Annotated in this window: 19 protein-coding genes; all 19 read right to left on the reverse strand. The window is 40.3% G+C overall.

Annotated elements, in window-relative coordinates; translation table 11 throughout:
• Nucleotides 1-3 precede the first annotated feature (3 nt).
• The 19 genes from ACLGGR_RS01930 to ACLGGR_RS02020 all read right to left on the reverse strand — a co-directional run bounded on the left by ACLGGR_RS01930 (nt 4) and on the right by ACLGGR_RS02020 (nt 23231).
• Complete coding sequence (locus ACLGGR_RS01930) at nt 4-435, reverse strand: transcriptional regulator GutM (protein WP_024424247.1); 432 nt, start codon at nt 433-435, stop codon at nt 4-6.
• Between the two features lie 12 nt (nt 436-447).
• Nucleotides 448-1692 (reverse strand): NAD(P)H-dependent oxidoreductase, encoded by a 1245-nt coding sequence (locus ACLGGR_RS01935; protein ID WP_142944736.1) that lies wholly within the window; start codon nt 1690-1692, stop codon nt 448-450.
• Between the two features lie 247 nt (nt 1693-1939).
• Nucleotides 1940-2878: a sugar-binding transcriptional regulator gene (locus ACLGGR_RS01940; protein ID WP_142944735.1), complete on the reverse strand. Its 939-nt coding sequence runs from the start codon at nt 2876-2878 to the stop codon at nt 1940-1942.
• A gap of 150 nt (nt 2879-3028) precedes the next feature.
• Nucleotides 3029-3808 (reverse strand): RNA polymerase sporulation sigma factor SigG, encoded by a 780-nt coding sequence (sigG, locus tag ACLGGR_RS01945; RefSeq protein WP_034317964.1) that lies wholly within the window; start codon nt 3806-3808, stop codon nt 3029-3031.
• Nucleotides 3809-3950: 142 nt separating this feature from the next.
• Entirely contained in the window at nt 3951-4670 is a 720-nt protein-coding gene (gene sigE / locus ACLGGR_RS01950; protein WP_007499746.1) for an RNA polymerase sporulation sigma factor SigE, read from the reverse strand.
• 58 nt (nt 4671-4728) lie between these two features.
• Nucleotides 4729-5658 carry a sigma-E processing peptidase SpoIIGA gene (spoIIGA, locus tag ACLGGR_RS01955; protein WP_410972401.1) on the reverse strand — a complete coding sequence of 310 codons (930 nt, stop codon included), beginning with the start codon at nt 5656-5658 and terminating at the stop codon, nt 4729-4731.
• A gap of 249 nt (nt 5659-5907) precedes the next feature.
• The gene (locus ACLGGR_RS01960; RefSeq protein ID WP_410972402.1) at nt 5908-10224 is read right to left on the reverse strand and encodes a S8 family serine peptidase; all 4317 of its coding nucleotides are present in this window, start codon (nt 10222-10224) and stop codon (nt 5908-5910) included.
• Between the two features lie 302 nt (nt 10225-10526).
• Complete coding sequence (ftsZ, locus tag ACLGGR_RS01965) at nt 10527-11672, reverse strand: cell division protein FtsZ (RefSeq protein WP_024424252.1); 1146 nt, start codon at nt 11670-11672, stop codon at nt 10527-10529.
• 33 nt (nt 11673-11705) lie between these two features.
• Nucleotides 11706-13028, reverse strand: coding sequence for a cell division protein FtsA (gene ftsA, locus ACLGGR_RS01970; protein WP_410972403.1), 1323 nt, complete (start codon nt 13026-13028; stop codon nt 11706-11708).
• Nucleotides 13029-13187: 159 nt separating this feature from the next.
• On the reverse strand, nt 13188-13556 hold the full coding sequence (locus tag ACLGGR_RS01975) for a small basic family protein (RefSeq protein ID WP_003210988.1): 369 nt from the start codon (nt 13554-13556) through the stop codon (nt 13188-13190).
• The gene (locus ACLGGR_RS01980) at nt 13556-14281 is read right to left on the reverse strand and encodes a DUF881 domain-containing protein (RefSeq protein ID WP_024424254.1); all 726 of its coding nucleotides are present in this window, start codon (nt 14279-14281) and stop codon (nt 13556-13558) included. The genes ACLGGR_RS01975 and ACLGGR_RS01980 overlap by 1 nt, the downstream gene beginning before the upstream one ends.
• Nucleotides 14282-14301: 20 nt before the next feature.
• Entirely contained in the window at nt 14302-14991 is a 690-nt protein-coding gene (locus ACLGGR_RS01985) for a DUF881 domain-containing protein (RefSeq protein WP_024424255.1), read from the reverse strand.
• Nucleotides 14988-15767 carry a cell division protein FtsQ/DivIB gene (locus tag ACLGGR_RS01990; RefSeq protein ID WP_410972404.1) on the reverse strand — a complete coding sequence of 260 codons (780 nt, stop codon included), beginning with the start codon at nt 15765-15767 and terminating at the stop codon, nt 14988-14990. Before ACLGGR_RS01990 ends, ACLGGR_RS01985 begins: the two co-directional genes overlap by 4 nt.
• Before the next feature lie 126 nt (nt 15768-15893).
• Complete coding sequence (murB, locus tag ACLGGR_RS01995; protein WP_142944730.1) at nt 15894-16805, reverse strand: UDP-N-acetylmuramate dehydrogenase; 912 nt, start codon at nt 16803-16805, stop codon at nt 15894-15896.
• Nucleotides 16806-16836: 31 nt separating this feature from the next.
• Nucleotides 16837-17931 (reverse strand): undecaprenyldiphospho-muramoylpentapeptide beta-N-acetylglucosaminyltransferase, encoded by a 1095-nt coding sequence (gene murG, locus ACLGGR_RS02000; RefSeq protein WP_410972405.1) that lies wholly within the window; start codon nt 17929-17931, stop codon nt 16837-16839.
• A 198-nt stretch (nt 17932-18129) separates the two neighbouring features.
• A complete protein-coding gene (gene spoVE, locus ACLGGR_RS02005) occupies nt 18130-19230 on the reverse strand; it encodes a stage V sporulation protein E (protein WP_142944728.1) in 1101 nt (366 codons plus the stop codon).
• A gap of 59 nt (nt 19231-19289) precedes the next feature.
• Nucleotides 19290-20636 (reverse strand): UDP-N-acetylmuramoyl-L-alanine--D-glutamate ligase, encoded by a 1347-nt coding sequence (gene murD, locus ACLGGR_RS02010; protein ID WP_410972611.1) that lies wholly within the window; start codon nt 20634-20636, stop codon nt 19290-19292.
• Between the two features lie 9 nt (nt 20637-20645).
• On the reverse strand, nt 20646-21620 hold the full coding sequence (gene mraY, locus ACLGGR_RS02015; protein WP_003211854.1) for a phospho-N-acetylmuramoyl-pentapeptide-transferase: 975 nt from the start codon (nt 21618-21620) through the stop codon (nt 20646-20648).
• Nucleotides 21621-21755: 135 nt separating this feature from the next.
• Nucleotides 21756-23231 carry a UDP-N-acetylmuramoyl-L-alanyl-D-glutamate--2,6-diaminopimelate ligase gene (locus ACLGGR_RS02020; protein WP_410972406.1) on the reverse strand — a complete coding sequence of 492 codons (1476 nt, stop codon included), beginning with the start codon at nt 23229-23231 and terminating at the stop codon, nt 21756-21758.
• Nucleotides 23232-23246: the final 15 nt, after the last annotated feature.

Raw genomic sequence — 23246 nt, forward strand, 5'->3', positions numbered from 1 at the left:
TCTTTAGTTCACATTTGTTATATTTTTTTTCGAAATCGAGACAAGTGCCTGCTCAGCCGCCATGGAAAGTGCTTGCATGACTGCTGGCGCCTTTTTACGCTTTTTCAACGTTTTCTTCATCATGTGGTGCTCGTCCAGCACAGCCCCTACATGCTTGCCTTCATATGCAGGGACTTCTTTAAATTTAGATAAGATCGACACGCCGCCAAGCACATGGCATTTTTGAATGATATACGATTCATCCACAATGATGAGCGCAATGGCCCCAGGGCCAACTTTGCGCCGTTCCATTCCTGAAAATAAGTGATATCCCTGTTTCCCTCTGTAGTCATCAATTAGTGAGTCCATGCTTTTGCGGTAATACTTGATTTGAATAAAAGATAACCCATACTGCACAATGAGAATGATACAAAGTACGATTGCTAATTTTTCCATAGCTTCACGTCCTTATGATTGAAATAAGTGATCTTGTAATGAACGCAGCTTCCAGACGGTTGTGTTTGAATCAAGCTCTACATCATCATGAGTGAGGAATTGCCCTAATTTGATGTCTTTTTTCGCTATGACTTTTCCGCTGATTAAGCCAATCGGAATGTGACCGTTCGTTTTCATGTCTTGATGCGTTTCAAGTACACCTCTTACGGAGTATCCGCCAATTCCGTCAAGTGATTCCCCTGCTTTAATATCTCTTTTCGCAACAGCGACTGTTTCTGACACCGGTACACCAATTGGATGGATCGATGAGTCATGCTGTAGGACCGCTTTTGCGATCGTAACAGGTGTTTCAAGACTCGCTAAGTGGAAAGGACGGTAAAGCGTATAGTGTGGACCTTTTCCAACTTTTAAGTAACGAAGCTCTTCATCTACTGGCTCTAGATCACTCTTGACGATGACAAATACGCCTGGTGCCAGCCCATTTACATATTCAACGACTCCGAAGTTATCGAGCACGCCGCCTTGTTGTTTTTGATTCAATTTATCTGCTACATTCTCTAAATTTGCTTCGACTCCATGCATGCCGACCTTATCTGGCAAAAGCCCTGTCGCGTTACTTAATAAGTTCATTTCTGCCATTGTTTTAGTTCCGTCTTGGAAGGCCGCCAGCATATGTGCACTCATATGTTTACTATCTGCTTCTGCTTTACACGTATCTGGATTTGCTTCTGGGAAGAATGGGTTGTTCTTGCCTTTCCCAGCAACGAGCACCTCAAGTCCCATTGTTTTTGCAAATTCATATAATTCTAGTGTTGCTGCCGGTTCGTCTCCAGCCGATCCTGAGTAAACAAGCCCTGCATTTGTGAATAATTTATGCATCACCAAACCGATGGTAATATCAACTTCTACATTTAAAAGAACGAGATGTTTTTTTGAATTAAGCGCTTCCAAAGAAATGTTTGCTCCGACCTCTGGAACTCCTGTTGCATCTACGACAACTTCCACGAAATCTGATTGAATCACTTCTCTATAATCATTCGTAACGACCATTTGATGCGGCTTCGCATGCTGCTTGTAAAAATTCGCTGCCTTCTCGGCTGCACTAAGGTGAATATCACAAACACCTGCTACAATCATGCCTGGAATTTTAGAAATTTGTGAAATGAGTCCAAAGCCCATTTGGCCTGCCCCAATAATTCCTACTTTGATTGGATCTCCACTGCGTTCTCGAGCTAACAACTGTTGATAGATTGACATCTAAATCATCCTTTCAGGTTTTCTTGCTTCTCGGGTAGATTGCTAGAAAAATAATCTGAAACTTTTAACAAATGTTATAAAAATTAACAAAAAACTGTTTCTTGTAACATTTGTTATTTTATTTATCATTTGTTATGAACTTAGTTTATATGATGTGTCAACTTTGTGTCAAGCTAAAATCGATAAAATTTTCAATCTTTTTGAGTCTAAAGACTCAAAAAAAAAACTACCTAATCATATTAGGTAGTTACTTTAATAAGGCATCTCCTGTTCGTTCATCCGTAATTAATACATGAATTAATCCACCTTCTAATGCTGCCCGGATCGCTTCAATTTTTTCTTCTCCTCCAGCGACACCAATGACAAGCGGGATTTCTTTCAGCTTTTGCGGGCTTATGCCCATTACCCGGTCGTTCCATGGGTGAGGATACACTTCCCCTTGGTGATCAATAAAGTTATAGCAAATGTCACCCGCTACATCCTTCGCTTGAAGAATATCCTCCTCACCGCTTGTCATATAAGATTTCACCATCGTTGAATGCTGAGGAACCCCGCCAATCCCGACAACCGCAATATTTGATGATTCTCCTAGTTCAATCACTTTTCTGATTGACGGCTGACGAATCAGTACATCCTTCGCTTCTTTCGTATCAAGCATGACAGGCACATGTAAAAACTCACATTTAGATTTCAGTGCCTCTGTGCACCTCGCAATAATATAGTTGGCATGGATATCAACATCTTCGTTTCCCACACCCCCGACAAGTGGAACAAATGTTACGGATGGATAGTGCTGAACTGACGTAAGCGCTTTCGCCATTTCATGCAAAGTGGTTCCTGAGGAAAAACCGATGACTTGTCCATCCTTTATTACTTTTAATAAAAACCCTGCCGCCGCAGCGCCGATTCTGCTTTTTGTTGTTTCTTGACTGAGCGTTTCCACACAGACGACTTCTCGCAGCCCATATTTCCGCTCTATTTTTCTTTCTAACGATCCATATTGTTGATTCACTTCATCATGAATAATGATTTCCACGATGCCTGCTTCACGTGCTTTAGCCAAATATTTTGATATGAGTGAACGGCTAACCCCAACAGCTTCTGCAATGTTAGATTGAGTGGCGCCTTCTTCATAATACATATGCGCAACCTTTATGAGCAGCCTTCTTTCATCATGGAATGACATAATAACCCTTCTTTCCGCTTAAGTGTTCCCTAACAAATGATATCTAAAATAACATTTGTTAAAAACAGATTAAATGAAAAAAATGACCGAGTCAATACTAGAGACGTGCTCTCTCACAAGAATGAAAAAAGCCGCACATGAAGCGCGGCTTTAAAAGATGTTTTTATTCATTTGTTTGATGGCTGCTTTTTCAAGTCTTGAGACTTGTGCTTGAGAAATCCCGATCTCTTCAGCGACTTCCATTTGCGTTTTTCCTTGGAAGAAGCGTTTGCGAAGAATCATTTTTTCTCGATCATTCAATCGGCGCATTCCCTCTTTTAAGGCCAATTCCTCTACCCATTGTGTGTCTTTGTTCCGCTCATCACTAATTTGATCCATCACATAAATCGGATCTCCTCCGTCATTATAGATCGGTTCAAACAAAGAAACAGGATCTTGGATCGCATCTAGGGCAAAGACAATTTCCTCATGAGGCACTTCCAGCACTTTAGCAATGTCTTCTGCCGTTGGCTCCTTGCTTGTCTCACTAATCAGCCTCTCGCGGACTTGAAGCGCTTTGTAGGCAATATCTCTTAGTGAACGAGACACCCGAATCGGGTTGTTATCACGCAAGTATCGACGGATTTCTCCTATGATCATAGGGACCGCATAAGTTGAAAATCTGACATTGTGGCTTAAATCAAAATTATCAATTGATTTCATTAATCCGATACAGCCTACTTGGAAGAGATCATCCACATACTCGCCTCTGTTGTTAAAACGCTGAATCACACTTAAAACCAACCGCAAATTGCCATTGACTAGCTTTTCTCTTGCTGTATCGTCACCCTCATCTTGCAGCTGTCTGAACAATTTTCTCATCTCTTCGTTTTTCAGAACAGGCAGTTTGGAGGTGTCGACTCCGCAGATTTCCACTTTATTTCTGGACACTTTTTTCCCTCCCTACAGGAGCTGTTGTACAAAGTTCAGTATCTCCTTGGGATGGAAAAATATGCACGAGTGATGACGAGAATCATGAGAAAAGAAGTTGATTCCTTTGACAGCAAAGGGACAGAGCATTTTAAAAATTTTTTTAGACCATTTTGTTAAATTCTTTTTGTAATCGTTTAATAATTCTTTTTTCAAGCCTTGAAATATACGACTGGGAAATGCCTAGCATGTCAGCGACATCTTTTTGGGTTTTTTCCTCACCGCCAACCAAACCGAACCTGAGCTCCATGATCTGTTTTTCACGGTCATTTAATTGCTCGAGCGCTTTTTTCAAAAGTTTTTTATCTACATTTGCTTCAATATCCCGTGTGATAATATCATCATCTGTTCCAAGTACGTCTGATAAAAGCAGTTCATTTCCGTCCCAATCAATGTTGAGCGGTTCATCAAACGATACTTCTGAACGAATTTTATTATTTCGGCGCAAATACATCAAAATCTCGTTTTCAATACATCTCGAAGCATATGTCGCAAGCTTGATCTTTTTTTCTGGGTTAAATGTATTGACTGCTTTAATCAGGCCAATGGTTCCAATACTAATTAAATCCTCAATATTAATCCCTGTGTTTTCAAATTTCCTTGCGATATAGACCACCAACCGCAAATTTCTTTCGATCAGGATAGCCCTTGCTGTTTGATCACCTTTTGGTAATTTGACAAGCAGTTCCTGCTCTTCATCCTTTGATAATGGAGGCGGCAGCGCCTCACTACCACCAATATAATAAATCTCATCACTCTTTAGACCTAGCTTCATGAGGAGTTTATACCAGTAGTAAGTGAGTTTAAATTTTAATTTTTTCATCTTCTTCTCCCTTCTAAATGTCAAGTTGACCTCGTAAGATAAAAGACATCACCAAAACTTAAGACACCCCTTGGATGATTTTTCCGTCTAACATATCTGGATGAATGATGGATTGAAATTCCTGATCTGCTGATAAACCGCTCAGACTCATGCCTACAAAACACTTGGCTGGCTGGATCATATGCGTTTTTGAATAAATGATGACCGTATCTGGTTTTAAGCATAGTAGAAACCCGTGATCATGACCGACCGCTCGATATGGAACAAGTCGTAAACGATCAAGAAGCGGAAATCGATCACCGAGCTGTTGCATCACTTCAACAGGATGAGACTGCTTCATAAGCTCTATAAATGGCTCTCCGCAAATGGACATGAGCTCATCTGCCTGAACGATCATCACAGGTGTTTTCGTCATAGGATCATACAGCTGATTGCCAGAATCGACGAGTCCCTTTAAGCGGATGGTCTCTCCTTGAATGTGTATCTCCACAAGTACTTGTTCATCAAACTGTCTTTTTTTCGCACCGACCTCTCCTAATCTTTTCTTTGAAAACAGCCAAATTGCAGGAAAGCCGGTTAAAACGAAAAGCCAGCTAATGGGATCACCAAAGCCGTCATTTTGTGAAATCAGCAGCCCGTCTTGAATAACAGTATTGGTTTGTAAAAACGAATGAACCCCGATCATGCCTCCTCCCATCAAAAATGTTACAAAGTAAAAAGCAAACAGGTTTTGAAAAAAGGAACGAAATCTTTGAAACCCAAAGGTTGCAAGCACGATCAAGACAGAAAAAAGCAGTTTGCCTAAAGGGTGTGACACAACCATTGCAAATGGTGTAAAGAGCAAGAGAACAATGCTCGATCCAATCAGAGCTCCTAACATATATCGCCTTTTTTTTACTTGTCGTTTGAGAATAAATGCAGTGAGTAAGAGAAGCAATAGATCAAAACAAAAGTTTAACAGCCAAATCACATCTAAATAAATGACCACCTTCTGCTCCTTTCATCTGAAACAAAGAATCAAAAGCAGTACTTGCACTTGTTTGTACCAGTATAAAACAGTCATGAGATGGAAGTCTGTCAATTCTTGTTGGGGATGATAGAGAACTTTTGGTGGATTGTTATTGTTTTTGTCGAGGAATGAGAGCGCAAAGCAAGAGAATGTGCTCCCGGACAAGCTTTCAAACAATGATTCGAAACGAAAAAGACACGCTCCGAGGAGTCGTGCCTTTTTTAAGGATTATTTTTCATTGATATTTAATGTGCCTGAAGCCTTTTGTCGTGTGACATTTCCATAATCATCCCGCACAATCACCTCAATGACTGCACCTTTTGCTTTAGCGGTAGAAGTAGCTGTCCAGTAGCCTTCATATGTTCCGCCGGCTACCTCGCGAAGCGGCAGCTCTGTTGTATTTTGCAGCTTTGATCTCGCGTTTGTCAGCGGCATGTGAATGACAAACGTTGCGTCTAGCTTTTCTCTGCTGTTAAATGAAATTTTAACAGACTCACCTGATGATAGATTGACATTCTCTGCTGGTGTCAGCTCAGAAATCTCAGGTGCCTCGTATTGAACATCGATATCGACTTTTTTAGTCGTTTTGTTTCCTGCCGCATCTTTCGCTGTTACTTTGATCGTATTTCTTCCGTTCTCAAGCAGGATTCTTGCAGAATATTTCCCATCTTTTACGGCTGCCTTTATTCCATTCACAGTCACTTGATCAAGGTGATCATCCGTTACCTTTCCTTCTACAGTGAGTGATTCTTTATTAGATTTTTCCCCTTTTTTCGGTGTATCTATCGTCAACACTGGAGCTGTTTGATCAATGATCACCTTTACTGATTTGGATTTTTTCGTTGCGCCTTTATCCGTAACAGTGGCAGCTGTGAATACATGCTCTCCGCTTGAAACTGTGACCTTCTCTTTGAAAACGCCTGATTGATCTGCTTTCACTTTGGCAATCTCTTCATCGTTTTGATAGATCGCTACATCAAGTCCTGGAGAGGCATTACCTTCAATCTCCAATTCATCTTTATTCGTGATCGTTCCAGCCTTTGGAGATGTTATTTCTGGCACATCAGCTTCATATTGAACAAGCGCACGAATCATATAATTTCCCTCTTCTTTTGGAGAAGGAGAAAAAGCACCGCTTGTCAGCTGCCAGCTTCTTTCAGCATTTGGTCCATCTTCATCTGTTGCAAGGCCTGGAGATTCCGTATTCTTTTTCGTTTGAATATAGACAAGATAGAAATCTCCATCCACCGTAATAGCTTGATCTTCTAAATCTACTTTTGTCCATTCACCATTACGCAGCGCATTCGCTTTGAAAGGTCCAGCAAGTTTCTCACCTGGAGCGCCGTCCTTCCCAGAAGCATCATACACTTCAACCGCAAATTCATTCCCGCCAGGGGCTGGCCACTCTGTTGTCCAGAAACGGAAAAGCCCCCCTGTAACTTGCGCTTGGTTCTTCCCCTTTTCTAATGAAAATTTCACCGCCCAGCCATTGCCAGGATCATAGAATGCCCGTGCATTTTCAGCTGTCCCGTCATCGTAGCCAATTTCGCCAGCAAAACCGATGAAAGGTTCCAGCTTGATTGATTTGTCAAACGGCTTTTCTGTCACATCTGCTGTAAACGAATATCCTTTAAACCCTTTCGCAAATACTTTGACTGTATATACACCGCTCAATGCCTCTAGAGAAAACTCGCCAGATTCATCTGTTTTCACCGGCTCAATTTTCGCATCCTCTACAAGATAAACCGTAGCATCCTTTACTTTTTCACCCGTTGTTTCATTGACAATTGTGCCAGATATCGTTCGTTTCTCAAGTGGCTGTAAGGAGAAATTCGCCTCTGCCTGATCATTTGCAGAAATATTGACTTTTTGGGTGCGTGATTCAAAGCCATATGCTTCAGCTTTCACTGTAAATTCACCTGCACCATGAGAAAGCTGATATCTCCCTGTCGCTTCATCCGTGTACGTGGATTTACCGCTTTCCAGAACACTGATTTCTGCCTTCATCGGAAGAGCTTTGATAGACGGGGCATCTAAACTTTTTTCCTTTTTCATCTGGACATGCTTTTCTTTTAGTTTAGCAGGCTTTGCACTTTTCGGATCGACGGGTTTCTTCTGCTCCTGTGCAGGCTTTTCTTTTTTGATGACGCCAAGTTGTTTCTTTGCTTTTTGAGGTAAGGCTTGATCAGTTATTTTCACATCATCTAAATAAAAACCGTCTTTTGTCACACTGCCATCCGTTCTTAGCTGAAAAATAACTCTCACGTTTTGACCTTTGTAGGCAGATAAATCAACTTCGCCTTTTGTCCATGCACTTGTTTTGCCTGTGTAGGCTGCCACTTGAACAGCCTCTTCTCCCTCAGGCTGCACATGAATATGCACATAGTCATAATTTGCTTCAAGGTCATGCCAGTATTGATATTGTAAAAAGGAGGGGCCTGACTCAGGTACAGCAATCATCGGCATAGATAAATGAGCATCTGTTTGATTTTCATAAGGACCGTCTAGATTTGTGGCGTACACATGATCTCCAGTAAAGGCTTGTTTCGGACCTGTGGTCGGCTTCCCCCACTGCCAAGGATCTTTTGTTCCACCACTGAACCATCCACTTGGCCAAGCTTCAAAATCTTGCGAGTAGCCAGTCGTGATGGATGTTTTAATCGGAAGCGTATACGGTTCTGATGCGGCTTCATTTTCTCCAAAATCTTTCACAATCCATTGGTACGTAACGTTTTCTCCCTCAAGTTCTGGGAGCTGGACAACAAAAGTCCCTTTTAAATGATTTCCATCCGTACGTTTTGCTTGCAGCGTCTCACTTTTCCCTTGATCCACTTGATAGGTCAAGGAGACATGTGTCACAGCTACTTCATCTTCTGCTGTGATGCTTAGAGGTGTTGGTGTAGAGGCAAATATTTCATTCGGTCCTTTATGAGAAAAAACGGGTGGTTCTGTATCTTCTCCCTCTTTTGTCACCTGTCCTTCAATCGTACCAATTCCATCTGTTAATGCTGTAATCGCTTCTTTTGCATCAACTAATCCTGCCCCATATCCATTGTTAGGAGATTCCGGAAATTGCTGATCTGTCAGCGGCTTTGCAGTATCAATGAGAATGTCTTCGATCTCTTCAACAGACAGATCCGATTGTACTTGGCGCAGAAGAGCCACAACAGCTGAAACATGCGGACCTGCCATCGAGGTTCCATTCCAGCCATCTTCATACCCTTTCCCAGGAATAGAAGAGCGAATGTTTACCCCTGGGGCCGCAATATCTGGTTTCATGACGCCATATGGAGAGGGACCTTGCAAAGAGAAAGAACCCAATTTGTTGTTTTGATCTGTTGCACCCGTCGCAAAGGCTTCCTGATAATTCGCAGGATTTGCAATAGATCCCTCACCACCAGGGTTAAATAAATCCTTATTACCAGCTGAAAACTCCGGGAAGATGTCCGCAGCTCTCCAAGCATTGACCACATCTTTATACCAATCATCAAGACCAGGGCCACCGCCCCAAGAATTATTGACCACATCTGGCGCCTTTTCTGGATGAGGGTTTCCGTTTCCATCTTTTGGAGCTAAAATCCATTCACCTGCGTCAAGCAGATCAGCATCTGATCCACCATCTTCTGAAAAAGCTTTTACCGCGATCCATTTTGCACCTGGTGCGACCCCAATTTGATTCTCTCCATTTGGCTCAGAGCCAACCATCGTTCCCGTTACATGTGTCCCATGCTCTAAATCATCGTATGGCGCTTCAGAACCTGTCGTTGCATCGTACCAATTGAATTCATGAGAAGGTTCATTCGGACGTGCAGGATCAAATCCGCGGTATTTTTCTTTTAATGCAGGATGATCCCATTCCACACCTGTATCAATACTTGCCACAACGGTACCTGTACCGTCATAGCCTAATGCCCATGCTTCTGGGGCATGAACTTGAGAAATATTCCACTCGATTCCATCTGCTGCTTTGATTTGTTTGTTCTTCTTTGAAGTCTTCAAATCAACAGGACGATGGATTTGACGAATTTCATTTGGTAGCACTTGATCTACTTCTGGGAAGGAAGCCACCTTTTCCATCACTTCTTTCGTTCCCGTCACAGCGAGACCATTCACAATATAGTACGAATGAATATCCTTCACTTGCTTTTTCTTTTGTGCCTTTTGTAAATACGCAAGCAGCGCTTCCTGCGTTTCTTCAGATGTTGCTCTTAGTTCTGATACGACAGCTGATCTTTTTGTGTACTGCGTTTTAGCAGCTGTTAACTTCTGTTTTTTGGCTTTTGACACAGCATCCTTCGCCACTTTTTTGACATTTGTTTGTTCCTTCATTTTAACTAAAAAGGTCACCTTGTCTTCTTGTTGAAACTGTTTCATTAATCTAGATGAGATCTTTGCTTTTACTTTCTTGGAGGAAACAGCTTCCTCTTGAAATGAGGTAGAAGTCGATTTTGCTTGAACCATCCCAAAGCTTGTCATCGTTAAAGTACCAATCACCAAAAGACTCATCAAACGATAGCCGGCGGTTTTGCGAAACTTCACTTTCAATCAAATCCCTCCTCCTCAAATGGTGAAACAGAGTGTAGGTCTCACTCCTCCCTTTCTTTTGTTCATGACAAGATTCATGGTGTTCTATTTAATGTAGTCAAATAAAGTTCATCATTTTGTCGCTTTTTGTAATAGGATTTAAAAATGATCCTTTTTACTTAATAACCATGAGCCAAAATGCATGTGTTGAATGAAGTGATCCAGAAACATTTAATACTTTTTGATCAGAGGAGATGCGGGTTTCTTTTTATGGTAAACATCAAAAAATCCCCTTCCAATGGAAGGGGATGAGTGATACTCGCTTAGCGTTTATTACGGTTGCGCAAGAACGTTGGGATATCCAGCGTATCATCACTTGATTGTGTATTTTGTCTCGGTTGAGATGATGGCTGCTGATGTTCCTCACGTTTTACTTCACGCTTTTGAGGAATAGATTGATTTTGCTTTAATCCTTGTCCTAATGGATTTCTTTGTGGTTTTGTCACTTCTGGCTCTTGCTCAATAAATCCAGTAGCGATGACGGTTACCACAATTTCATCCTTCAAGTTATCATTAATGACAGACCCGAAAATCATGTTTACATCTTCGTCAGATGCAGAAGCAACAATGTCCGCTGCTTCTTGTACCTCATAAAGACTTAGGTTCGTACCACCAGTAATATTCATGATGACACCTTGTGCACCGTCAATCGCAGTTTCTAGAAGTGGTGAAGAAATAGCTTTCTTCGCAGCTTCAGCAGCACGATTTTCACCTGTTGCGACACCAATACCCATAAGAGCAGAACCTTTATTGGACATGATCGTTTTCACGTCAGCAAAGTCAAGGTTAATTAAACCTGGTGTGGCAATAAGATCTGAGATCCCTTGAACACCTTGTCGTAGCACGTTATCTGCTGCACGGAATGCTTCAAGCATTGGCGTGTTTTTATCAACAATTTCAAGCAAGCGGTCGTTTGGAATGACGATTAATGTATCAACTGCTTCTTTCATAGAAGCAATTCCTTCGACGGCTTGAAGCTGACGCTTTCTTCCTTCAAATGTGAAAGGACGAGTCACGACTCCAACTGTCAATGCACCAGAATCTTTTGCGATTTTTGCAATGACAGGTGCAGCACCCGTACCAGTTCCACCGCCCATACCAGCAGTAACAAAGACCATATCTGCGCCTTTTAATACTTCTTCAATCTGTTCTTTGCTTTCCTCAGCAGCTTTTTTACCGACTTCAGGATTCGCACCTGCTCCAAGCCCTCTTGTCAGCTTAGCACCGATTTGCATTTTCGTTTCTGCTTTTGATAGATTTAATGCCTGTGCATCTGTATTGACTGCAATGAAATCGACACCTTGTACGTCATTTTCGATCATTCGGTTGACAGCGTTATTTCCGCCTCCACCTACTCCGATTACTTTAATTGATGCTAGGCCGTCTATATTTGTTTCAAACTCCAACATGCTGAATCCTCCTAATCCGTCGAAAATCTAATTCTATTCCCAGAACATATTAAATAGTTTTTTCATTTTGCCCGGTTTTTTATTTGTCTCTTCTTGTGCTTTTTGTTTTACTTTCGGTCTTGGCTGCGCTTCTTTCACTTGTGATGAAGAAGAAACCGGCTCCATAGATGCGCCTACTTCATGAAACGCCTCATCCGGCATTTGGAATCCAACCTGTCTGCCCTGAATCTTTGCATTGCGATAAGCAAAATGGATCAGACCCACCCCTGTCATATACTGAGGCTCTCTCACCCCAATATAATTCGGACTTGCAATTCTAACATTGTTTTGCAAGACCGTTTGTGCAAGAGAAAGGATACCTGGTATAGCTGCCTGTCCACCTGTTAGAACGAATCCGCCAGGCAAATCCTGGACACCCATATTTCTTAATTCCTCTGCCACAAAGAGAAAGATTTCTTCCAGCCGAGCTTCGATGATATTAGCCGCTTCAAGCTGTGTATACGTCTGTTTCTGATCGGTACCGATGACAGAAACTTCAAATGTTTCCTCAGACGATGCCTCATCATAAAACGCATGTCCAAATTGTTTTTTGATTCGTTCAGCTTCTTCAGTAGAAGTTCTAAGTCCTATAGACAAATCTTTTGTAATGTTCTCTCCGCCCAAAGGGATACTGTGAGTAGAATAGAGATGCCCGTTTTCAAATACGGAAATCGTTGTAGATCCGCCGCCAATATCGACGAGAGCTACCCCTAGATTTTTTTCATCTTTCGATAATGCTGCTGAGCCCGATGCGAGCGGCTGCAAGCAAATATCCATAATTTCAATTCCAGCTCTTTCTACACATCGGAGCCAGTTATGTAGAATCGTTTTAGAACCTGTAATTAACGATCCATCCACCTCTAGCCGAACACCAAGCATTTTTTTCGGATCAGTGATCTCATCTCTTCCGTCGACGATAAATTGTCTCGGGATCACGTCTACGACGAGATGTTCTTGAGGAATAGATACTACCTGTGCAGCATCTAAGACACGTCTCACATCTTCAGCATGTATTTCTTTGTTTTCACTAGATACTGCGACCACGCCGCTCGTATTCTGAATATGAATGTGGTTTCCGTTAATTCCGACAATCGCCTTTTGTAAAGGAAAACCTACCATTCTTTCAGCCTGTTCAAATGCTTGTCTAATAGAATGAACTGTCTCATCTATATCAACAATCGATCCTTTTTTTAACCCTTCTGAAGGGACATTTCCAACACCTATAATGTTAAGCGAATCATCCGCCATTTCTCCGACGATGACTTTTATATTGGATGTACCGATGTCAAGGCTGACGTAAATTTCATTGTTGTTCATTCTATGGCACCTCCTCACATATCAATACTTTCTATTCTATTATTTGCTGAACAACAATACAATGAATGTGTTTTTACAAGTGTGTAACAAAACTTAAAAAATCAACATTTTTTATTAGGATTACTGAAAATATTCGTTACATCATATGTATATCCTTTTTTATGACTCACTTTTTTTCTTTTTTTCTCTAGAAATTGTCCATTTTGTTAGTAGAATTCTTCGAATAACTGCTATATTTTGAAACAATCTAACGCCGAAAGCAAACATTCCGACTAAATACAAGTCTACACCAAGATGGACGCCCAGAAAAGCTAAACTTATTGCAAGTATAATATTAAAGAAAAAGCCTGATACAAACACTAGTTCATCGTATGCCCCTTGCAGATGTGCCCTGATTCCACCAATCAATGTATCAAGCGCAGCAAGTACAGCGAGGGAAAGATAATTAGAATACTCATTCGGTATCGTAAAATTTGTTAAGAAACCGATCGCAACTCCTATGATTAAGCCAAGTACAGGAAGCCACATTAAGATTTTCCCTCCTTTACATCGTCAAGAGGCTTCAACTCGTTTAACTGAATTGCACCGTCATATGCTTTTAATTGAATTTGTTGCTTCGGCTGGCTAATACTCAAGCCGAAATTTTCCTGAGCAAACAAATCACCAATATCTGATACATTTAAACGGCTGTATAATTTGTCGGCCTGGTCGCTGATCATCTTGATAGTCACTTCATCACCATCTAAGCTGTAGCCATCCATTTTCGTCGTGCCATTAATATCTCGAATCACACTTGTATTAATCACACGGTGATCATTAATGGAAATATGTTTTGCCCCATACATATTGGCTTCGTTGATTAACTTTTTCAGAAGATCAGGCGGGATATTTTTCACTTCTTCTCCGGTCAGATCCTTGGAGAAGAGTTGAGAGATGTCAACTTCAATTCCCTCCCCTGTCACTTCTGTAAAACCAGCCTTTTCTTTTAAATCTTTTAATGTTTTTGTTAGTTGAGCTTCTTTAGACTGATCTCCTTGATGACCATACTTTTTCAGCATTTCATCGTATTTATCAATTTCTTTCAGTAAATCCAATTCTTTACTTTTAGATGCAGATAAATCCTCTCTTAGCTCCCACACATCGCGAGTATCACGAACTTTGGGCTTTTGCAATGAATTAAATTGGATGGAGACCATGATGCCGAATATCACCATTAAGGCTGTCAAACTAAGTAAAGGCTTCTTTTTCCTCAACACCACTCACCTTTTCACTTTTAATCTTTGTGTTTTAAAAGAGGATTCATACGAATATCTTTTTTTTCAATCGTCATCGAAATGTGATCACTTGTCAGCTGATCGACCACTCCTCCTGCAATATTTAATGCAGGTATTAACACAGCCGGATCACCGATAGCAGAAATAACAAATGGCGCTGGATGCTGAACACCGTCAACTGTGACAACTGGTCCGTTACAATGTATGTATGATTGGTGTGTAATTCTCTGTCCATTAATAGATACGGCAGAGGCCCCTGATATAAATAGTTCGTTTATCACATGAAAAATGTGGCTCTCATGAACAATGTAATTATTGACATTTTGTCCACTCGGGATATAAGATGCATCTTCAAGGGATACTTTTACCCCTTTTCCTTTTACACCGATCTCTCCTGTAAACATCCTGTATTTCTCAACATCTTCCAATACATTAAAATACTGCTCTTTTTCATTTTTCAAATTGGACTCAGTGGCTTGAACTTGTGATTGAAGACTATATAATTCTTTTTCAAGTTTCTGATTCGCCTTTTCTTGCTTTGTCAGCTGACTTTTCAAGGAGTACTCTTTTTTCCATTGCTCTGTTCGAATGACATCTGCCTGATGCTGCTTAGTATATTGGTATGAAAAAGAAATCAGAAAACCAAGAACAAGCATTACAATTGAGAATATAACTGTTTTGCCTCTCAACGTTCATCTTCCTTTTTCTTAGATTTAAACGCTTCAAAATACGTCGCGACTTCCATGTGGATTGTGCCTTTTTCAGATGGCGAAAGTTCTTTTACAATGGCAGGATAGGTTTTCATTTTATCAGCGAATGTTTTAATTGATGCAATCACGGTGTTCCCATCATTCATATAAAATTTAACAAGCCACTGGTTTGAGCTTGTCGGCACATAATATATTTCTGAGATGAGTTCCTGAATAGAGTCTGGCAGCTGATTTAAAGATCTAACAGTTTGCTTCAGCTTCTCTTTATTGTCCCAATCAACAAAAATAGGTCCTGCATGACTTGGTGTGACTTCTTCTGGTAATGCTGTCCCATTTTCAAGAAGCTCATAGTATAGATTTCCCTTTTGAAGATACGCAATATTGGCATATTCTTTGACAGCAATACTAACCTTATTTGGAAAATGTTTTTTGATACTGACACTTTTAATCAGTTTGTTTTGCTTAATATGATCTGCTGTTAAATCTCTATTTAAATTCCAAAACTCTGTTTCGCCTTCTTTAATTTGCGAAAGTTTCACAAGCTGTTTTGCAGGAACATGCTCGTTACCCGTAATGGTTAAAGAAGAGATTTTACTGATTGGTGTCTGCAAATAAATAATGATTAAAACCATGATAAAAAACAGTAGAATAAAAGAGATCAGTCTCCGATTCGCTTTCTGCTTCCTTTGTTCTTTAATTTTAGGAATCCGCTCTTCTATATTGACGATCTTTTCATTTTCATGATCAGGCCGCATATATATTCTTCACCTCATTCAAAGCTGCTTGTCCACACCTTTGGATCATCATTTGATGAGAAAACAAACGGCATTCTTTCATGCCGTTTGTTTTCCCGTGATGCCATCATTCATAAAAACTAGCTTTTAATTTGCTTCACCGATAATTTCTACTTCTGTATGCATATCTACATTGTAGTCTTCTTTAATTTTATTTTGGATGTACTGAATTAAGTCCAGCACGTCTTGAGCAGTAGCGCCACCAGCGTTCACAATAAAGTTGCCATGCATATCAGAGATTCTTGCTCCGCCAATTTGGTACCCTTTTAAATTCGCTTTTTCTACAAGCTGTCCTGCATATTCAGGCAGCGGATTTCGAAAAATACTTCCGGCACATGGTCGATTATAAGGCTGTGTTTCCTTACGATAGTCTTTATTTTGCTGCATTTTCTTTGTAATTTTCTCTCGATCATCCTGTTTGAGCTTAAACACGGCCTCGAGAACAATACCTGGTCGTTCCTTTTGAAGGACAGACGTTCTGTAGCTAAAGTTCATCTGCTCATTTGTTAGCCACTCGATGCTTCCATCTTCAAATAAGATTCTCGCTTTCACAAGAATCTTACTGATATCAGACCCGTGTGCACCTGCGTTCATATAAACAGCGCCGCCAATAGACCCTGGAATACCAGCTGCAAATTCCAGTCCCGAAAGACCCTGCTTACTTAGAGACGTTGCAAGCCTTACAACAGAATAGCCGCCGCCAACTGTAATTTCTTCATCATTTACAGTTAAGTGATCAAGTCCTGCGCCTAACTTCAGGACGACACCACGTATTCCTTTATCAAGTACGAGTAAATTAGATCCTCTCCCAATAACCGTCCAGTCCGCCTGGTGTTTCTTTACTTGATCCATGATCGTTTTAACTGCATCAATATCTTTAGGAACGATCAATAGATCTGCCGGCCCGCCTATTTTCATTGTCGTATGATTTGCAAGCGGCTCATTTACAAGCACTTTACCGACTTGCGCTTCTAATAATTCATTCTTCAAGTTCTCCATATTACCCTCCGCCTTACCTAATATCATTCCATCATGTAGTCGTAATTTCTTTTAATACATTATATAAACGTCCAGCCGCATCTGGTACTCCGAGTTCTTTTGTTAAACGGCTCATTTCGTTTAATTTTTCTTCATGACCAGCAATTTCATCAATGGCATGAAGGAGGCTCTCTCCAGAAAGCTCTGATTCTCTTAAAACGATTGCAGCGTCATGCTTTTCTAGTGATCTTGCATTGATTTCCTGGTGATTTGCCGTCACGTATGGACTTGGAATAAAAATAGTTGGAATTCCAAGGGCTGTCACTTCAGCAATCGTTGTGGCTCCCGCTCTTGCAACAATCACATCAATCGATTTCAAGTACTCCGGCATTTGATGCAAGAAAGGCTTTGTGATCATATTAGGTGCTGAACCTTTTTCCTTTAATTCGTCCAGCACTTTTTCATAATGAACCTCACCTGTGATATATAAAAGCTGATAGTTTTTATCCTTTAATTCATCTTGCATGTCAATGACTGCTCTATTAATCGGAGCAGCACCCCGGCTCCCGCCAAAAATAAGAACCGTTTTTTTCTTTTCATCCAGCCCAAACTCTTTCAGAGATTTCCCCTCTTTTATAGAGACGACTTCAGAGGCTCTAGGGTTTCCCGTAAATACAACCTTTTCAGAAGGAAAATGTGCCTTTGCTTCTTCAAAGCAGATCGCTACCTTATCAACATATCTTGCTAGAAACTTATTTGTGATACCAGGCAGGCTGTTCTGTTCGTGAATAATGGTCGGGATTTTCAGCTTAGAAGCCGCATAAACAACAGGGCCGCACACATAACCACCTGTTCCAATGACCGCATCTGGCTTAAATTCCTTTAAGTAAGATTTGCTTTTTTGAACGCCTTTTAGAAATCTCATCACCGTTTTTACATTATCAAAGGAAAGCTTTCTTTTAAAACCTGAAATTTCTATGGACTTAAAAGGGATATTTTCTCTTTCTACAATTTTCTTTTCAAGTCCATTTTCAGTACCAATATATAAAAATTCTACATCAGGATGCAGTCTTTTCACTTCTTTAATAAAAGCTAAGGCCGGATAAATATGTCCGCCTGTTCCGCCTCCACTGATTACTATACGCATTATACCATTTCCCCTCGATTTTTTTCTGCTCTGAACAAAGTATAAACCCTGTTTTAAACAACAGGGCTCCGTTAAAACCTGTAAAGAAGAGTCGAAAAACATGTTTCCAATACAAAATCTGTCATTTTTACTCTTCAAATCATTTTTTTGTACTTTTGCAAAATAAATGCCACCATGGTTTCATGAACTAACAGCACATTAATATCTAGCGTACCTGCTTACATTCAAAAGTACGCCAATTGCCATCAGCATTAATGTCAGTGATGATCCGCCATAACTTATGAATGGGAGCGTGATACCTGTCACTGGGATAAGTCCAGTCACAACTGCGATATTAATCATCACTTGAATGGCAACCATTGAAATAATACCAACCGCTAAGAAACTTCCGTATAGGTCTGGGGCTCCAAGTGCTATTCGTATGCCTCTCCATAATAGAACACTAAAGAGCAGCAAAATGAGTGATCCTCCTATAAAACCGAGCTCTTCAGACAATATCGCAAAGATGAAGTCCGTTTGAGGCTCAGGTAAATAAAAGAATTTTTGTCTACTTTGACCGAGACCCATTCCGAACAGACCGCCTGGACCAACAGCGTATAAGGATTGAATAATTTGAAACCCACTGCCTAGTGGATCTTCCCAAGGATTTAAGTACGATGTAATTCGTTTTATACGGTAGGGCGCTGACAAGACAAGTGCAGCAAATCCGCTGAGCCCTAAAAGACCGAGAAATATAAAGTGAGCAATTCTCGCACCTGAAACAAATATCATAATAATACAGGTTCCCACCATTACAGTCCCTGTTCCTAAATCAGGTTGCAGCATTATGATGGCAAATGCAGAAAACACAATGCCTAATGCTGGTGCGAAACCTTTACGAAAGGATGTGATATTTTTTTGTTTTTCAGATAAGAATTTTGCAAGAAACGCAATCATCGCAAGCTTCATAAATTCAGAGGGCTGAATACTGAACGCACCGACACCGATCCAGCTTCTTGATCCATTTCTCTCCATACCGATACCAGGAATAAGTACAAGCAGCAAAAGGAGAAAACAAACAGCAATCAATATCTTTGACCAAGTCCGCCACGTCCAATAATCGACTCGCATAATGAAAAACATCGCGATAACTCCGATTCCGGCAAACAAAAGCTGTCTTTTTGCAAAATAAAACGAATCATCAAATTTATACGATGCCCACACAGCACTAGCGCTGTACACCATAATTAAACCAATCGTCAATAAAAGTAACGTAATGACAACAAGCAAAAAATCCGGAGAAGTTTTCTTATTCGTCAAGAGACCGACACCCCAAGCATAATTTCATTTGGGCTGTCAGTCATATGAGAGACAAGCCCTTATTTAAGCATATGCACGGCGTTTACAAACATGTCTCCACGTTCTTCAAATGTTTTATGCTGATCCCAGCTTGCACAAGCCGGAGATAATAAAATCACGTCTTCTTCTTTAGAAATGTTAAACGCCGCAGGTACTGCTTGTTCAACATTATCGACATGTTTTACATGATGTATTCCCAGTTCTTCACCAAGCTTCACAAACTTAGGTGCCGTCTCACCAAATGTAATAATTCCTTTTACATTTTTCATGAAAGGTTTCAATTCATCAAATTCATTGCCGCGATCAAGTCCGCCGGCTAATAAAATAGTCGGCTGCTCAAAAGCTGACAATGCTTTACTTGTTGCCAGTATATTGGTGGCTTTACTATCGTTATAGAATTTTCTGCTTTGAATTGTATCTACAAACTGCAGACGGTGCTTCACTCCACTAAATGTCGTGAGAACGTGTGCGATTGCTTCATTTGAACAGCCTGCATTTTTCACGACACAAATAGCTGCCAAAATGTTTTCTTGGTTATGCTCACCAGGAAGAACAACATCCTTTAAATCAATGATGTGTTCATTCATGTAGTAGATCGCACCATTTTTAATATACGCACCATGTTCTACTCGCTCTTTCACGGAGAAAAACACTTTTTTTGCTTTTGAAGCTTCAGCCAGTTTTACGACTGATGGATCATCAAGGTTAATGACTGCTATATCATCTTCCAGTTGATGTGCGTAAACTTTCTGCTTTGCTTTTTCATATTCATCACGAGTGTGGTGATAGTCTAAATGTGCATCAAAAATATTTAATATTAAGCTGATTTTAGGTCTGAAGTCAACTGTTCCCATTAACTGAAAAGAAGAGAGCTCAGTTACGATCCACTCATCGCCAGCTGCATTTGCAGCGACTTCGCTGGCAACTGTTCCAATATTACCTGCCACTAAAGTTTTTTGACTGTCTTGTTTCAGCATGTCATAAATCAAAGTCGTGGTCGTGGTTTTTCCGTTTGATCCAGTAATCCCAATAAATGGAGCTGAGGTTAAATGATAAGCTAATTCTATTTCCGTCCAAACTGGAATTTGGCGGCGAAGCGCTTCTTGAACCATCACATTTTCATATGGAATTCCCGGATTTTTAATTAAAATTGTAATTTCTTTATCATCGAATATACGAAGAGGATGGCTTCCACAAATGACATCTATCCCCTTTTCAGAAAGAAGCTGAGCAGGTTCATTTTCTTCAAACGGTTTTTGGTCATTTACTGTAACATTTACTCCATGCTCATGAAGAATTGAAGCTGCCGCAAATCCGCTTTTTGCAAGACCTAATACTAGTACATGTTCGTTTTTTAACATTTGCATCTTATTCAATTATAACCACACCTCGATGTAAATTCCTAAAACAGCAAGTAATAAACCAGCTGTCCAGAAGGTGACAACTACTCTCCACTCAGACCAGCCTACTAACTCATAGTGGTGGTGAAGCGGACTCATCTTAAAGATTCTTTTTCCAGTTGTTTTAAAGGAGATCACTTGAAGAATAACAGATAACGTTTCGACAACAAATACTCCTCCAATAATGACTAGTAAAATTTCAAGCTTTGTTAAAATGGCAATCGCTACAATCGCTCCGCCTAAAGCAAGCGAACCTGTATCACCCATAAATACTTTTGCAGGATGCGCGTTAAACACAAGAAACCCTAGGACGGCTCCAGCAACAGCTACTGAAAAGATCGCTACATCGTACTGTGATTGATTCCAAGCCAGTATAGCAAAGGCCCCAAAAGCAATAGCTGCGGTTCCAGATAATAGACCATCCAGTCCATCCGTTAAATTCACGGCATTAGAACCTCCGACAAGCATGAAAACGACAAGGATAAAGTAAGCCCATCCTAAATCAAAGCTGACATCTGTTCCTGGAATGCGAATCGTCGTTGCAAACTGATAATAATGGAAGACTGCATAAAAAATCACCGCGATCACAATTTGACCGATTAATTTCTGCTTCGATGTTAAACCGAGGTTTCGTTTCATCGCTACTTTAATATAATCATCTAAAAATCCTAATAGACCGTAGCCAAGCGTGACAAATAACAATAAAAACATTTCTGGACTAATCTCAGAGAATTTGTTGATCATCACAATCGTCGTAATTGTGATAGAAAAGATAATCATAATTCCGCCCATTGTCGGAGTACCTGATTTCTTTTGGTGAGACTGTGGTCCTTCTTCTCTAATACTTTGACCAAATTTAAGTCTTCTTAAAAACGGAATAAAAATCGGGGATAAAAGAACACTGATTAAAAATCCCATTATGATTGTAAACAATATCACCTGTTCAAGCATCGTTCTTTACTCCTTCCGAATTTCCAAAGCCGTTTTCCATCAGAAAATTGCATTCATTATTAAGGTATTCATTCGCGTTCTTCGTATGTTGTTTTTGTACAAAATGCTTCATTTCATTACACTCTTTTCATCATTTTAAGATTTGTTTAGATCTAAAATAGCGTCTATAGCAACCTTTGCATCATCAAAATCGTAAACTTGATCGCCAACGATTTGATATGTCTCATGACCTTTACCCGCTATTAAGACTGTATCGCCTTTTTTCGCATTGGCAATCGCAAAAAAGATGGCTTGTTTACGATTTACAAAGCTATGATAATATGCGTCTGGCACCCCATTTTCCATGTCCTTTAAAATAGCTGAAGGATCTTCGCTTCTTGGGTTGTCTGATGTAAATACAGGCTCATCTGCATACTTCACAGCGATTTGGGCCATTTGAGGACGCTTTGTTTTATCACGGTCGCCGCCGCAGCCTATCACACAGAAAATTTTGCCCTCTGTTAATTCTCTACAAGTTGTAAGGACATTTTCTAAGCTGTCAGGTGTATGGGCGTAATCGACGATAACAGGGAATTCTTGATCACAGTTCACAAGTTCAAATCGGCCTTTGACTCCCTCCAGCTCTTCAATAGCACTTACAATCGTTTCAAATGTTAAGCCAGATACAATCCCTACTGATACAGCTGCCAGAATGTTGTACACATTAAACTTTCCGATGAGGGCAACTGTCACATTTTTTGTGCCAATTGGAGTGATTAAATCAAATTGAGTTCCCTTCGGTTTGATTTGAATATTCTTTGCCATGACATCTGCTTCTTGTTCTAAGCCATATGTCATAACTTCAGCAGCTGTAACTTTTTCATAATAACTCGAAGCGTCATCATCTGCATTTAAAATCGCATGCTTCGGCTTATCGTGATGAAAGGCACTGCCAAGCTGTGAGAACAGCAAGCTTTTCGCATGTTTATATTCTTCCATTGTGTTGTGGTAGTCTAGGTGGTCCTGCGAAAGGTTTGTGAATACGGCAATATCATAATCACATCCATGAACCCTGCCAAGATGCAGTGCATGTGATGATACTTCCATAATGGCTGTGTCTACATCTTGATCAAGCATCTGTTTAAAGGTTTTTTGAAGTGTGACACTTTCAGGTGTGGTGTTTTTCACATCGAGAATGTCATCATTCACCTTCATATACATTGTACCAATTAAGCCTGTTTTCTTTTCAGCTTTTCTCATCATTTGTTCAATCATGTGTGTTGTGGAAGTTTTTCCGTTTGTTCCTGTGATCCCGATGAGATTCAGCTTATGAGTTGGCTGCTCGTAAAACGCATCAGCTATTCTTGCAAGAGCTCTTTGAGAGTGTTTCACAATAACGACTGGTACATCTGTTATGTTAAGTGGGTGTTCTGCTACAATCGCTGCAGCCCCGCTTTTCACAGCTTTTTCAGCATAATCGTGCCCATCTACTGTATAGCCTTTTATACAGACAAAAAGGCTTCCCTTTTTCACCTCTCTTGAATCCATTTCAATGGAAGTGATATCAGGATTTTCGTTTATTAATTCGTTGTTTTCACTTTTAAAGTATGTAAGGAGTTCTTGTAATTTCATTTCATATCAAACCTC

The organism is Bacillus sp. BD48 (assembly GCF_046566805.1).
GTDB classification, from domain to species: domain Bacteria; phylum Bacillota; class Bacilli; order Bacillales; family Bacillaceae; genus Bacillus; species Bacillus safensis.

Coding starts and splice junctions, on each gene's coding strand:
- ACLGGR_RS01930 (WP_024424247.1), bottom strand. CDS start 435: ATGGAAAAATTAGCAATCGTACTTTGTATCATTCTCATTGTGCAGTAT.
- ACLGGR_RS01935 (WP_142944736.1), bottom strand. CDS start 1,692: ATGTCAATCTATCAACAGTTGTTAGCTCGAGAACGCAGTGGAGATCCA.
- ACLGGR_RS01940 (WP_142944735.1), bottom strand. CDS start 2,878: ATGTCATTCCATGATGAAAGAAGGCTGCTCATAAAGGTTGCGCATATG.
- sigE (WP_007499746.1), bottom strand. CDS start 4,670: ATGAAAAAATTAAAATTTAAACTCACTTACTACTGGTATAAACTCCTC.
- ftsZ (WP_024424252.1), bottom strand. CDS start 11,672: ATGTTGGAGTTTGAAACAAATATAGACGGCCTAGCATCAATTAAAGTA.
- ftsA (WP_410972403.1), bottom strand. CDS start 13,028: ATGAACAACAATGAAATTTACGTCAGCCTTGACATCGGTACATCCAAT.
- ACLGGR_RS01975 (WP_003210988.1), bottom strand. CDS start 13,556: ATGTGGCTTCCTGTACTTGGCTTAATCATAGGAGTTGCGATCGGTTTC.
- ACLGGR_RS01990 (WP_410972404.1), bottom strand. CDS start 15,767: ATGCGGCCTGATCATGAAAATGAAAAGATCGTCAATATAGAAGAGCGG.
- murB (WP_142944730.1), bottom strand. CDS start 16,805: ATGGAGAACTTGAAGAATGAATTATTAGAAGCGCAAGTCGGTAAAGTG.
- murG (WP_410972405.1), bottom strand. CDS start 17,931: ATGCGTATAGTAATCAGTGGAGGCGGAACAGGCGGACATATTTATCCG.
- murD (WP_410972611.1), bottom strand. CDS start 20,636: ATGCAAATGTTAAAAAACGAACATGTACTAGTATTAGGTCTTGCAAAA.
- mraY (WP_003211854.1), bottom strand. CDS start 21,620: ATGCTTGAACAGGTGATATTGTTTACAATCATAATGGGATTTTTAATC.
- ACLGGR_RS02020 (WP_410972406.1), bottom strand. CDS start 23,231: ATGAAATTACAAGAACTCCTTACATACTTTAAAAGTGAAAACAACGAA.